The sequence below is a fragment of the Pseudomonas fluorescens genome (assembly GCF_019212185.1).
In the GTDB taxonomy this organism is placed as follows: domain Bacteria; phylum Pseudomonadota; class Gammaproteobacteria; order Pseudomonadales; family Pseudomonadaceae; genus Aquipseudomonas.
The window spans coordinates 561,942-575,811 of the sequence record NZ_CP078138.1; the positions used below are offsets into that span (position 1 = coordinate 561,942).

General features: G+C 60.7%; 12 protein-coding genes. All 12 read left to right on the plus strand.

What is annotated here, in order from left to right; translation table 11 throughout:
• Positions 1–96 precede the first annotated feature (96 nt).
• The gene (locus KW062_RS02430; protein WP_105754062.1) at positions 97–1,506 is read left to right on the plus strand and encodes an amino acid permease; all 1,410 of its coding nucleotides are present in this window, start codon (positions 97–99) and stop codon (positions 1,504–1,506) included.
• Between the two features lie 17 nt (positions 1,507–1,523).
• Positions 1,524–2,729, plus strand: coding sequence for an imidazolonepropionase (gene hutI, locus KW062_RS02435; protein WP_105754061.1), 1,206 nt, complete (start codon positions 1,524–1,526; stop codon positions 2,727–2,729).
• Between the two features lie 10 nt (positions 2,730–2,739).
• Positions 2,740–3,537: an N-formylglutamate deformylase gene (gene hutG / locus KW062_RS02440; protein ID WP_105754060.1), complete on the plus strand. Its 798-nt coding sequence runs from the start codon at positions 2,740–2,742 to the stop codon at positions 3,535–3,537.
• 169 nt (positions 3,538–3,706) lie between these two features.
• Positions 3,707–4,174 carry a DUF3757 domain-containing protein gene (locus tag KW062_RS02445; protein WP_105754059.1) on the plus strand — a complete coding sequence of 156 codons (468 nt, stop codon included), beginning with the start codon at positions 3,707–3,709 and terminating at the stop codon, positions 4,172–4,174.
• Between the two features lie 222 nt (positions 4,175–4,396).
• Positions 4,397–5,368 carry a prolyl aminopeptidase gene (gene pip / locus KW062_RS02450; protein WP_027617391.1) on the plus strand — a complete coding sequence of 324 codons (972 nt, stop codon included), beginning with the start codon at positions 4,397–4,399 and terminating at the stop codon, positions 5,366–5,368.
• Positions 5,365–5,802 (plus strand): D-aminoacyl-tRNA deacylase, encoded by a 438-nt coding sequence (gene dtd, locus KW062_RS02455; protein WP_027617392.1) that lies wholly within the window; start codon positions 5,365–5,367, stop codon positions 5,800–5,802. Before pip ends, dtd begins: the two co-directional genes overlap by 4 nt.
• A gap of 277 nt (positions 5,803–6,079) precedes the next feature.
• Entirely contained in the window at positions 6,080–7,897 is a 1,818-nt protein-coding gene (locus KW062_RS02460; RefSeq protein WP_027617393.1) for a glucan biosynthesis protein G, read from the plus strand.
• Positions 7,890–10,460, plus strand: coding sequence for a glucans biosynthesis glucosyltransferase MdoH (gene mdoH / locus KW062_RS02465; protein WP_105754058.1), 2,571 nt, complete (start codon positions 7,890–7,892; stop codon positions 10,458–10,460). Before KW062_RS02460 ends, mdoH begins: the two co-directional genes overlap by 8 nt.
• Positions 10,461–10,702: 242 nt before the next feature.
• Entirely contained in the window at positions 10,703–11,500 is a 798-nt protein-coding gene (locus KW062_RS02470) for a transporter substrate-binding domain-containing protein (RefSeq protein ID WP_105754125.1), read from the plus strand.
• 132 nt (positions 11,501–11,632) lie between these two features.
• A complete protein-coding gene (locus KW062_RS02475) occupies positions 11,633–12,592 on the plus strand; it encodes an amino acid ABC transporter permease (protein WP_027617396.1) in 960 nt (319 codons plus the stop codon).
• The gene (locus KW062_RS02480) at positions 12,585–13,319 is read left to right on the plus strand and encodes an amino acid ABC transporter ATP-binding protein (RefSeq protein WP_027617397.1); all 735 of its coding nucleotides are present in this window, start codon (positions 12,585–12,587) and stop codon (positions 13,317–13,319) included. Before KW062_RS02475 ends, KW062_RS02480 begins: the two co-directional genes overlap by 8 nt.
• A 75-nt stretch (positions 13,320–13,394) precedes the next feature.
• Positions 13,395–13,865, plus strand: coding sequence for an HIT family protein (locus KW062_RS02485; protein ID WP_105754057.1), 471 nt, complete (start codon positions 13,395–13,397; stop codon positions 13,863–13,865).
• Positions 13,866–13,870 lie beyond the last annotated feature (5 nt).

Below are 13,870 nucleotides of genomic sequence, written 5' to 3' on the forward strand. Positions count from 1 at the left end.
TCGCACCGCCGCTCCCACAAGGATTGCGCTGAACTTGTGGGAGTCGGTTTGTTTGCGATGCGTTTTTTGCGTCGATAAAAATAATAGGGACGAGCAATGCAACAGCCAGACAAAGGCTTGAAACGCGGGCTATCCGCCCGACATATTCGCTTCATGGCGCTGGGGTCGGCGATCGGCACCGGGCTTTTCTACGGCTCCGCCTCAGCCATTCAAATGGCCGGCCCTGCCGTGCTGCTGGCCTACCTGATTGGTGGCGCCGCCGTCTTCATGGTCATGCGCGCCCTGGGCGAGATGGCCGTGCACAACCCGGTCTCGGGTTCCTTTGGCCATTACGCCAGCACCTACCTGGGGCCCATGTCCGGCTTCATCCTGGGCTGGACCTACGCCTTCGAGATGATCATTGTGTGCCTGGCCGACGTCACGGCCTTCGGCATCTACATGGGTTTCTGGTTCCCGGAAGTCGCGCGCTGGATCTGGGTGCTGGGCATCGTGCTGCTGATCGGTGGGCTGAACCTGTGCAACGTCAAGGTTTTTGGCGAGATGGAGTTCTGGCTGTCGCTGCTGAAAGTCGCGGCCATCGTCGCGATGATCCTCGGCGGCTTCGGCATCATGCTGTTCGGCATCGGTTCGGCCAGCACTGAGCAGGCCACCGGCGTCAGCAACCTCTGGGCTCATGGCGGTTTCATGCCCAATGGCATCGGCGGCGTTATCGCTTCCTTGGCAGTCGTCATGTTCGCCTTCGGCGGTATCGAAATCATCGGCATCACCGCCGGCGAAGCCAAGAACCCGCAACGGGTGATTCCGCAGGCGATCAACGCCGTACCCCTGCGAATCCTGTTGTTCTACGTGCTGACCCTGTTCGTGTTGATGGCAATCTTTCCTTGGCCGCAAATCGGCAGCCAGGGCAGCCCGTTCGTGCAGATTTTCGACAGCCTGGGCATCAGCTCTGCGGCAATCGTCCTGAACATCGTGGTGATTTCGGCCGCAGTCTCGGCGATCAACAGCGACATCTTTGGCGCCGGGCGCATGATGTACGGCCTGGCCCAGCAAGGTCACGCACCGAAAGGCTTCGCGCAACTGTCCAAGCAGGGCGTGCCGTGGATGACCGTAGTGGTCATGGGCGCTGCGTTGCTCGGCGGCGTGGTGCTGAACTACCTGATCCCCAAGGACGTGTTCCTGGTGATCGCTTCGATCGCGACCTTCGCTACCGTCTGGGTCTGGCTGATGATTCTGGTCACCCAAGTCGCCATGCGTCGCTCCATGACCCGTGAGCAGGTCGCTGCGCTGCAATTCCCGGTACCGTTCTGGCCCTATGCGCCGGCCGCGGCGATCGTCTTCATGCTGTTCGTCTTTGGTGTACTGGGTTACTTCCCGGACACCCAGGCCGCGCTGGTGGTGGGTGCCGTATGGATCGTCCTGCTGGTGATTGCTTATAAACTGTGGGTCAAGCCGGCGGCCGCACAGCCGGTCGAAGTCGCCCGCGACGCTTCAACCTCTCATCGATAACCCCACGGAGGCCCGGGATGAAAACCCTCTGGCAACACTGTAACGTCGCAAGCATGGCGCAAGGCACCTACTCGATCATCGAGGATGCCGCCATCGTGACGTCCGGTGCGCTCATTGAGTGGATCGGCCCACGTCGTGAGCTGCCGTCCGATTACTATCCTGAGGTCCACGACCTCGGCGGCGCTTGGGTCACCCCGGGCCTGATCGACTGCCACACCCACACGGTGTTCGGCGGCAACCGCAGCGATGAATTCGAGAAGCGCCTGCAAGGTGTCAGCTACGCGGAAATCGCCGCCAGCGGTGGCGGCATCGCCAGCACCGTGCGCGCCACCCGCGAGGCCAGCGAAGATCAACTGTTCGCCAGCGCCGCCAAACGCCTGAAAAGCCTGATGCGCGACGGTGTCACCAGCATCGAGATCAAGTCCGGCTACGGCCTCGACCTGGCCAACGAAGGCAAGATGTTGCGGGTCGCCCGGCGTCTCGGCGAAGCGTTTCCGATCAGCGTGCGCACCACCTGCCTCGCCGCCCACGCCTTGCCGCCGGAGTACAAGGACCGCGCTGACGACTACATCGAACACATCTGCAGCGAGATGCTCCCGGCCCTGGCGGCCGATGGCCTGGTGGACGCGGTGGATGCGTTCTGCGAGTACCTGGCGTTTTCCCCGGCGCAAGTCGAGAAAGTGTTCATTGCCGCGCAGCAACTCGGTTTGCCGGTGAAATTGCACGCCGAGCAACTGTCGTCGCTGCACGGCTCCAGCCTGGCGGCGCGTTACCAGGCGTTGTCCGCCGACCACCTGGAGTTCATGACCGAAGACGACGCCATCGCCATGGCCGCCTCCGGTACGGTCGCGGTGCTGTTGCCGGGGGCGTTCTACTTCCTGCGGGAAACCCAGCTGCCGCCGATGGATGCTTTGCGCAAACACAAGGTGAAGATTGCCATTGCCAGTGACCTCAACCCGGGCACCTCGCCGGCGCTGTCGGTGCGCTTGATGCTGAACATGGCCTGCACCTGTTTGCGCATGACCCCGGAAGAAGCCCTGGCCGGCGCGACTATTCACGCCGCCACGGCGTTGGGCATGGAGCAGACTCACGGTTCGCTGGAAGTGGGCAAGGTCGCGGATTTTGTCGCCTGGCAAATCGATCGTCCCGCCGACCTGTCGTACTGGCTGGGCGGCGAACTGGAAAAACGCGTCGTGCGCCACGGCGTCGAAGTCGAGATTTAGGAGAGCAGCTGTGGATAAGGTTCTGAACTTCAAACAAGGCCGGGTGCCGCTGCTGATCAGCATGCCCCATGCCGGTACCCGTCTGACCCCGGCGGTCGAAGCCGGGTTGATTGCTGACGCGAAAAGCCTGCCGGACACCGACTGGCACATTCCGCAGCTCTACGACTTCGCCGCCGAGTTGGGCGCCAGCACCCTGGCGGCCGAGTACTCGCGCTTCGTCATCGACCTCAACCGCCCGTCCGACGACAAGCCGCTGTACGTCGGCGCCACCACCGGCCTGTACCCGGCCACGCTGTTCGATGGGATTGCATTGTTCAAAGAGGGGCAGGAGCCGTCGAAAGAAGAGCGCGCCACTTATCTGCAGCAGATCTGGACCCCATACCACCAGACCCTGCAGAGCGAACTGGCACGGCTCAAAGCCGAGTTCGGCTACGCGCTGCTGTTCGACGCCCACTCGATCCGCTCGATCATCCCGCACCTGTTCGACGGCAAGCTGCCGGACTTCAACCTCGGCACCTTCAATGGCGCCAGTTGCGATCCGACGCTGGCCACCGAGTTGGAAGCAATCTGTGCTGGCCACAGCGGGTACAGTCACGTGTTGAACGGGCGCTTCAAGGGCGGCCACATCACCCGCCATTACGGCAATCCGGTTGACAACATCCATGCGGTGCAACTGGAGCTGGGGCAGTGCACCTACATGGAAGAGTTCGAGCCGTTCCGTTATCGCCCGGATCTGGCGGCCCCGACCCAGGTGGTGCTCAAGCAACTGCTGCAAGGGATGTTGGCCTGGGGTCAGCAGCGCTATTGATTGGCGGTCTTCGTGATCGCGCATTTATGCGCGATCATTTTTTTGCTGTGAATCGAGGAATTGGCCTACAGCAAATTCAGGCGGATTTCGGCGCCATCCACTCTGAAAAAAAATATTGTCTGCGAGAGCTTTTTCTCTTTCACGCAATTAACTTCAGGAAGGCGCGTTAATGAAATCAAAATTACTGGTGTCGGCGTTTTTGATCCTTCTGACACAGCAGGTCCAGGCGCTTGATATCGAGCATTGCCCTCTGCCTCAAGTCATCAAAAATACCAATGGCATCTACACGGCGCTGACGATCAGCCGAAAAGGGCAATGGGTTGGCACCGCAACGGCGCCTCGCCCGAGTTCAAGCGACCGTTTTTCAGTCGATGAGGTCAAGACCTTTGATGGCGCAGTTTTTTATACGACACCGCAAAACGGGATCGCCCGAGGTGTGCTGAGCCGTTGCATGTACACAAACAGGGGGGGAGAGCGCCTGGACTTGCATTATCGTCCGGATGTTCGGCCTGACCTGGCCGTCAAATTGCTCGATATCAAAAAATGGCAACTGCAACCGGCGTCTGCCACCGGGTTGCAAACCTATCTTTGCAAGAGCAAAGAGCAGGGTGGGTGTGTTTTTGCCCTGATCGAATGATGTGACCAGCATCAAGTAAGTCGATTGACCGCCTGGGCATTGCGCAGGCGGCGAACCATGGTCGACGGGTGGTCACCGTTGCGCAAACCTGCTCGGGCGCACGGCTGACAAATTGTGACCTCGCACGGACATGCTCATTGGCGCTATTCGGGTTTATGATGCCCAACGGCAGAATAATAGAAGTCCCCCCAGGGATGACCTCGACCCCTTACGGAGCGCGCAATGCAGACTTTGTACCCGCAGATCAAACCCTACGCCCGGCATGATCTGGCCGTCGATGAAACCCACACCCTGTATGTCGACGAAAGCGGATCACCGGAAGGTTTGCCGGTCGTGTTCATTCACGGTGGCCCCGGGGCCGGCTGCGACGCGGCGAGCCGCTGCTATTTCGATCCGAACCTTTACCGCATCGTCACCTTCGACCAGCGCGGTTGTGGCCGCTCGACCCCTCACGCCAGCGTGGAAAACAACACCACCTGGGACCTGGTGGCGGATATGGAGAAAATTCGCCAGCACTTGAATATCGATAAATGGGTGCTGTTCGGCGGCTCCTGGGGTTCGACCCTGGCCCTGGCCTATGCGCAAACCCATCCCGACCGTGTCCATGGTCTGATCGTGCGTGGGATCTTTCTCGCCCGCCCGCAAGAAATCGAATGGTTCTACCAGGCAGGCGCCAGCCGCCTGTTCCCTGACTACTGGCAGGACTACATCGCGCCGATTCCTCAGGACGAGCGCCACGACTTGCTCGGCGCCTTCCACAAGCGCTTGGTGGGCAACGATCAGATCGCCCAGATGCACGCCGCCAAGGCCTGGTCCCTGTGGGAAGGTCGTACCGCGACCCTGCGTCCGAACCCGCTGGTGGTCGATCGCTTCTCCGAACCGCAGCGCGCGCTGTCGATTGCCCGGATTGAATGCCACTACTTCACCAATAATGCTTTCCTCGAACCGGACCAGTTGATTCGTGACATGGGCAAGATCGCCCATCTGCCGGGCGTCATCGTCCATGGTCGCTACGATGTGATCTGCCCGCTGGACAACGCTTGGGAGCTGCACCAGAACTGGCCGAACAGCGAGCTGCAAGTGATTCGCGACGCAGGCCACGCGGCTTCTGAGCCGGGCATCACTGATGCCCTGGTACGTGCGGCGAGCCAGATGGCGCGACGCCTGCTCGACCTGCCGCCGGAAGAAGCATGAAGGGCCTGCTGCAGCGCGTGCGGGGTGCGCGCGTCGAGGTAGCAGGGGAGATTGTCGGGGCGGTCGACCAAGGGTTGTTGGTGCTGGTCGCTGTCGAGCCTCAGGATTCCCGGGCAAGTGCCGACAAACTTCTGCATAAGCTGCTTAACTATCGGGTGTTCAGTGACGCCGAGGGCAAGATGAACCTGTCCTTGGCCGACGTTGGCGGTGGTTTGCTGCTGGTCTCGCAGTTCACCCTCGCCGCCGATACCAAAAATGGCCTGCGCCCAAGCTTTTCGACCGCTGCCCCTCCGGCACTCGGCGAAGAGCTTTTTGACTATCTATTAGGCAAAGCGCAACAGTTGCATGGCAATGTGGCATCAGGCAGATTTGGCGCGGACATGCAGGTGCACCTGGTCAATGATGGCCCGGTGACCTTCCTGTTACAGACCTGAAAGCGTTTGAAACATCTTTTCCGGCGTGTTTCGGGATGAAACAGGGGTTTTTCGCAATAAATACTTTGTTACCCCTGATGCGTTGTAACGCGGGCTACTAGATAATCCCGCGCTACGGGGATCAGCGTTCGTTGGCCCATTTTTGACTTAGGTAGAGACTTGTTCGCGACCGTTTGGGGAATCATTTTGCCCCATCGGAGTCGGAACAATGCTCGCCAACCTGGCATATAGATAGCTGGCCGTTGGTTTTTTGATCTGTTTTCGGCGAGGGTTGCTCGTGATTGTTAGTCCCTGTACTGCACCAAAATTGTCTGCCAAACGGTTGCGCAATGCACTGGCGACGGGCTCTGCCCTGTTGTGCCTGCTCAGCGCCGGCCAGCTTTGGGCATTCAATCTGAACGACGTGTCGGCCAAGGCGCAAGAGTTGGCCGGGCAGAAGTACGAAGCCCCGCGCAGCAATCTGCCGAACGAATTCCGCGAGATGAAGTTCGCCGATTATCAGAAAATTCGCTTCCTCACCGAAAAGGCCGAGTGGGCGGACAAGAAGACCCCGTTCAAGCTGTCGTTCTATCACCAGGGCATGCATTTCGATACGCCGGTGAAAATCAACGAAATCACGGCGAATACCGTCGAAGAGATCAAATACGACCCCAATCGTTTCGATTTCGGCGACCTCAAATTCGATCCTAAAGCCACCGAACAGCTGGGTTATGCCGGTTTCCGTGTGCTGTACCCGATCAACAAGGCTGACAAGCAAGACGAGATCATGACCATGCTCGGCGCGAGTTACTTCCGCGTCGTCGGCAAGAATCACGTCTACGGTTTGTCCGCTCGCGGCCTGGCAATCGACACCGCCTTGCCATCCGGCGAAGAGTTTCCGCGTTTTCGCGAGTTCTGGATTCAACAGCCCAAGCCGGGCGACAAGCACCTGGTGATCTTTGCGTTGCTGGATTCGCCACGGGCCACCGGTGCCTACCGCCTGACCTTGCGTCCGGGCAGCGACACCATTGTCGACGTCAAGGCGCAGATGTTCCTTCGTGACAAAGTCGGCAAGCTCGGCATCGCGCCGCTGACCAGCATGTTCCTGTTCGGCGCCAACCAGCCGTCGAAAGTCCTCAACTACCGCCGTGAACTGCACGACTCCAGCGGCCTGGCGATCCATGCCGGCAATGGCGAGTGGATCTGGCGTCCACTGAACAACCCGAAACACCTGGCCGTGAGCAACTTCTCGGTAGAGAACCCTCGTGGTTTCGGTCTGCTGCAACGTGGCCGTGACTTCAGCCACTACGAAGACCTCGACGACCGCTACGACAAGCGTCCAAGTGCCTGGATCGAGCCGAAAGGTGATTGGGGCAAGGGCACCGTCGACCTGGTCGAGATTCCGACCGCTGACGAAACCAACGACAACATCGTCGCTTTCTGGAGCCCGGAAACCATGCCGGAGCCGGGCAAGCCGCTGGACTTCGCCTACCGCATGCACTGGACCATGGACGAGGCGGCGATTCACGCGCCGGACAGCGCCTGGGTCAGCCAGACCTTGAAATCCACCGGTGACGTCAAGCAGTCCAACCTGATTCGTCAGCCGGACGGCAGCGTTGCCTACCTGGTGGACTTCGAAGGTCCGTCCCTGGCGGCATTGCCGGCCGATACCGATGTACGCAGCCAGGTCAGCGTCGGCGACAACGCCGAACTGGTCGAGAACAGCGTGCGCTACAACCCGGAAACCAAGGGCTGGCGCCTGACCCTGCGACTGAAGATCAAGGATCCGAGCAAGTCCACCGAGATGCGTGCAGCTCTGGTGCAGAACATCGTGCCGGCCGATCTGGCCAAGACCTCGATCCCGGCCTCCACCTCGTCGGTGGCCAAAGCTGACAAGGTCGCTGCGAAACAGGCCGAAAAAGCCGACAAGGATGCGAAAGCCGCCGAGGCCAATAAGGCCGAAGCCAAGCCGGTCGCGGATGCCAAGGATAAGGCCGACAAGAATGACGCCAAGCAGCCTGCTGCTGCCGACGCGGCCCCAGCCACACCGGAATCGGCGCCGACTGAAGAAGTCCTGACCGAGACCTGGAGCTATCAGTTGCCTGCCGATGAGTAATTCCCACGTACAGCCAGAGACTCTCAGCGAGTATTTGGCGCACCTGCCGATGACCGATGAGCAGCGCGCCGAACTGGCGGGCTGCAAGTCCTTCAGCGAACTGCATGAACGCCTGTCGTCTTCGACCTTCGACGCACCGAGCGAGGCCGCGCAGGCCTCGGTTGGCCGACGCCTGACCCTCAACTCCGCCGAGGAGCTGGAGGAGGCCGAGATGCTCGCGCTCGACGCCAGCGGTCGGGTCTGCCTCAAGGCAACCCCGCCGATCCGTCGGACCAAGGTCGTGCCCGAGCCATGGCGCACCAATATCCTGGTGCGTGGCTGGCGGCGGCTGACTGGCCGCACCAACCCGCCGGCGCCACCCAAGGATGAGCGGGTGTTGCCGGCTGCGCGTTGGCGCACCGTTGGTTCGATCCGACGCTACATTCTCCTGCTGCTGATGCTCGGCCAGACCATCGTTGCCGGCTGGTACATGAAAGGCATCATGCCGTACCAGGGCTGGTCGTTCGTCGACCTTGAAGAAGTCATGCACCAACCGCTGCTGCAGACCGCCACGCAAGTGCTGCCGTATGCCTTGCAGACCAGCATCCTGATCCTGTTCGGGATTCTGTTTTGCTGGGTCTCGGCCGGTTTCTGGACCGCGTTGATGGGCTTCCTGGAATTGCTCACCGGGCACGATAAGTACCGTATCTCCGGGAAAAGCGCGGGCAACGAGGCGATTGCGAAAGACGCGCGTACCGCGTTGGTGATGCCGATCTGCAACGAAGACGTGCCACGGGTATTCGCCGGCTTGCGCGCGACCTTTGAATCGGTCGCCGCGACTGGCGATCTGGATCGGTTCGATTTCTTTGTCCTCAGTGACAGTAACGACACCGATATCTGCGTTGCCGAGCAGCAGGCCTGGCTGGACGTCTGCCGCGAGGCCAAGGGCTTCGGCAAGATCTTCTATCGCCGTCGTCGCCGTCGCGTGAAGCGCAAGAGCGGCAACCTCGACGACTTCTGCCGGCGCTGGGGTGGCGACTACAAGTACATGGTGGTACTGGATGCCGACTCGGTGATGAGCGGCGAGTGCCTGACCAGCCTGGTGCGCCTGATGGAAGCCACGCCGGACGCCGGGATCATCCAGACCGCGCCTCGGGCGTCGGGCATGGACACTCTGTATGCGCGCATGCAGCAGTTCGCGACCCGTGTTTATGGCCCGCTGTTCACCGCCGGCCTGCACTTCTGGCAGTTGGGTGAATCCCACTACTGGGGCCACAACGCGATCATCCGCATGAAGCCGTTCATCGAGCACTGCGCCCTGGCGCCGCTGCCCGGTAAAGGCGCGTTCGCCGGTGCGATCCTGTCCCACGACTTCGTTGAGGCGGCGCTGATGCGCCGTGCCGGCTGGGGCGTGTGGATTGCCTATGATTTGCCGGGCAGCTACGAAGAACTGCCGCCGAACCTGCTGGACGAACTCAAGCGTGACCGTCGCTGGTGCCACGGTAACCTGATGAACTTCCGCCTGTTCCTGGTCAAGGGCATGCACCCGGTGCACCGTGCGGTGTTCCTCACCGGCGTGATGTCGTACCTGTCGGCGCCGCTGTGGTTCTTCTTCCTGGTGCTGTCGACGGCGCTGCTGGCGGTCAACACATTGATGGAGCCGCAGTACTTCCTTGAGCCGCGCCAGCTGTATCCGCTGTGGCCACAATGGCACCCGGACAAGGCCATCGCGCTGTTCTCGACCACTATCGTGCTGCTGTTCCTGCCCAAGTTGTTGAGCATCATCCTGATCTGGGCCAAGGGCGCGAAAGAGTTCGGCGGCAAGTTCAAGGTCACCCTGTCGATGCTGCTGGAGATGCTGTTTTCCATGCTGCTGGCGCCGGTGCGGATGATTTTCCACACCCGCTTCGTGCTCGCCGCATTCCTCGGCTGGGCCGCGACCTGGAATTCGCCGCAGCGTGACGATGACTCCACGCCCTGGAGCGAGGCGGTCAAGCGCCACGGTCCGCAAACCCTGCTGGGTTTCTTCTGGGCCCTGCTGGTGATCTGGCTGAACCCGAGCTTCCTGTGGTGGCTGGTGCCGATCGTCGGTTCGTTGATGCTGTCGATCCCTGTCTCGGTGATCTCCAGCCGTGTGGGCCTGGGCCTCAAGTCCCGTGACGAGAGCCTGTTCCTCATTCCTGAAGAATACAATCCGCCACAGGCCTTGCTGGCCACTGACCAGTACACCCACGAAAACCGTTGGCATGCACTGAACGATGGCTTCATCCGGGCCGTGGTCGATCCGCAGCAGAACGCTCTGGCGTGTGCTCTGGCGACTTCGCGTCACGGCCAGGCCGAGCCGATCGAGTGGCTGCGTGCCGAGCGCGTGCGGCATGCGTTGAAAGTCGGCCCTGCCGGGCTGAACAACCATGAGCGCCTGCAACTGCTCAGCGACCCGGTGGCTCTGGCCCGCCTGCATGAGCAGGTCTGGAGCGAAGGTCACGCCGAGTGGCTGGACGCCTGGCGCGGTTCGGTGAAAGCCGACCCCCATGCACCGTTGTTGCCGCTCAAACCCCTGAGCTTGCAGGCACAACCGGCCTGACGAAAAAACCCCGCATGCAGATGCGGGGTTTTTTTGTACCTGCAATTGGCGATTCTTCCTACTTACCGCAAAGGCAATGAACTACGACAAAAGCCTTCATCCTCTTTGTCCAAGTCGACGAGTGCGTTAGCATCGCTGCCTTCTTTGGTGCGCCTGGACAGCCTTCTGTCCTTATCTGCCGGATTTCCACACGAAAACGGCAATTTGCGTGCCTGACTACAAAAAGATTGGGGACTTTGATGATGAAGAAGTATCTCTCGATGCTGCTGCTTGGCGTCACTGCACTGGTAACCGTCAACGCCGCACAGGCTGGCGCCATCGATGACGCAGTCAAGCGCGGCACCTTGAAAGTCGGCATGGATCCGACCTACATGCCGTTCGAAATGACCAACAAACGCGGCGAAATCATCGGCTTCGAAGTCGATCTGCTCAAGGCCATGACCAAGGCCATGGGCGTCAAGCTGGAACTGGTGTCCACCGGCTACGACGGGATCATCCCGGCCCTGCTGACCGATAAGTTCGACATGATCGGCAGTGGCATGACCCTGACCCAGGAACGCAACCTGCGCCTGAACTTCAGCGAACCCTTCATCGTAGTTGGCCAGACCCTGCTGATCCGCAAGGAGCTGGAAGGCACCATCAAGTCCTACAAAGACCTGAACACGGCTGACTACCGCATCACCTCCAAGCTGGGCACCACCGGCGAGATGGTCGCCAAGAAGCTGATGTCCAAGGCCAAGTACCACGGCTACGACAACGAGCAGGAAGGTGTGCTGGACGTGGTCAACGGCAAGGCTGACGCGTTCGTCTACGACGCACCGTACAACGTGGTGGCGGTAAACAAGGTGGGCAATGGCAAGCTGGTGTTCCTCGACAAGCCGTTCACCTACGAGCCTCTGGCGTTCGGTCTGAAGAAGGGCGACTACGACAGCCTGAACTTCATCAACAACTTCCTGCACCAGATCCACGAAGACGGCACCTACGATCGCATCCATGACAAGTGGTTCAAAGACACCGCTTGGCAGAAAGACATGGAATAACACCGGTCAGCCAGACCGCGTCGCGTCAATCGCGAGCAGGCTCGCTCCTACAGGAGAACGCATTCCTCTGTAGGAGCGAGCCTGCTCGCGATGACGGCTTTCCAGGCAACAAAAAATCCCCCGGAACCCGCAATGAAACATAAAAAAGCCCAATGGCCCTGGCACGTCCTGACCGTGCTGGTGCTGGTCGGCTTGGCTGGCGCTTTGTACTACGCCACCTCGCTGATGTCCTACGAATGGCGCTGGAACCGCGTCCCGCAGTACTTCGCCTACCACGCCGAGGAAACCCAGCGCGCCGCCGACATTTCCACCGTCAGCGAACTGGTGCGCAAGGGCGACAAGGCTGAAGTGACCCTGCGCAACGATGCCGGCACCGAGCAAGTGCTGGTCGTCGACGAGAACAGCCTGCAAGTGGCGCGTGGCGACGATGTGGCTGAAGGCGATGTGGTCGGTGTCACTCGGCATTGGGCTGCCGGACCGCTGCTGTGGGGCCTGTGGACGACCTTGTGGCTGTCGTTGGTCTCGGGTGTGCTCGGGCTGTTGATCGGCCTGGCAACCGGCCTGTGCCGGCTGTCGAACAACCCGACCCTGCGCGACCTGTCGATCGTCTACATCGAACTGGTACGCGGTACGCCGCTGCTGGTGCAGATATTCATTTTCTACTTCTTCATCGGCACGGTCCTGAACCTCTCTCGCGAGTTCGCCGGGATCGCCGCGCTGTCGCTGTTCACCGGCGCCTACGTGGCCGAAATCATTCGTTCCGGGGTGCAGTCGATTGCCCGTGGGCAAAACGAGGCCGCGCGCTCCCTGGGTCTGAATGCCAGCCAGTCGATGCGTCACGTGGTTCTGCCGCAAGCCTTCAAGCGCGTGCTGCCGCCGTTGGCCGGGCAGTTCATCAGCCTGGTCAAGGACACCTCGCTGGTGTCGGTGATCGCCATCACCGAGCTGCTCAAGAGCGGCCGGGAAGTCATCACCACCTCGTTCTCGCCGTTCGAAATTCTGTTCTGCGTGGCAGGGCTGTACCTGTTGATCAACCTGCCGCTGTCGAAAATCGCCAGCCGGCTTGAGCGGAGGCTCGCGCAAAGTGATTGAAGTCCGCGATCTGATAAAAGTCTTCGACACCCGTGGCCAGATCGTCCGCGCCGTGGACAACGTCACCACGCAAGTGGCTAAGGGCGAAGTGCTGGTGGTGATCGGCCCGTCGGGCTCGGGCAAGTCGACCTTCCTGCGCTGCCTCAATGGGCTGGAAGAGTTCGACTCGGGCTCGGTGAGCATCGACGGCCTGCAACTGGCCGACCCGAAAACCGACATCAATGCCTACCGCCGTGAAGTCGGCATGGTGTTCCAGCATTTCAACCTGTTCCCGCACATGACCGTGCTCGACAACCTGTGCCTGGCGCAGAAGGTCGTGCGCAAGCGCGGCAAGAAGGAGCGCGAGGCCAAGGCCATGGCGCTGCTGGAAAAGGTCGGCATCGCGCAGAAGGCCCATGAATTCCCTTCGCGCCTCTCCGGCGGCCAGCAACAGCGGGTGGCGATCGCCCGGGCGCTGGCGATGGAACCCAAGGTCATGCTGTTCGACGAACCGACCTCGGCCCTCGACCCGGAAATGGTCGGCGAAGTGCTGGACGTGATGAAGACCCTGGCCGTGGAAGGCATGACCATGGTCTGCGTCACCCACGAAATGGGCTTCGCCCGCGAAGTGGCAGACCGGGTGCTGTTCTTCGATCACGGCAAACTGCTGGAAGACGCCTCGCCGGCGGAATTCTTCGATGCACCGAAGGATCCGCGGGCGCAGGCGTTTTTGCGCCAGGTGCTGTAAGACGTTCGGGCGCCCGCAGTAAATTGACGAGCGCCCGGAACGTTTATTAGGGATCACCCGGAAGGTTTACAGCACATGGATTGTATTTTTTGCGCAATGCTCGCCGGCCAAGCGCCGATGCATCTGATTTGGCAGGATGAAGGCCACGTCGCCTTTCTCTCCATTCGCCCCAATACACCGGGTTTTTCCGTGGTGGTGCCGAGGCAGCACCATGGCAGCTACGCGTTTGCCCAGTCGGACGAAGTACTGGCGGGGTTGGTGATAGCGGCGAAGAAAGTCGCCTTGCTTATCGACCGGGCGCTGCCGGGCGTTGGCCGTACTGGCCTGATGCTTGAAGGCTATGGCATTGATCACCTGCACGCGAAACTCTTCCCCATGCACGGCACGGGCGACTCCAGTGCCTTCAAGCCGCTGGCGTCCAACGTCGACGAGTTCTTCGAGCGCTACGAGGGCTATATCTCGTCCCATGATTTCAAGGGCGAACTCAATCACGACCTGGCGGCGATGGCCCGGCATATTCGTCAGGTGGGTGGCTCGCCGGACTGAAGCGG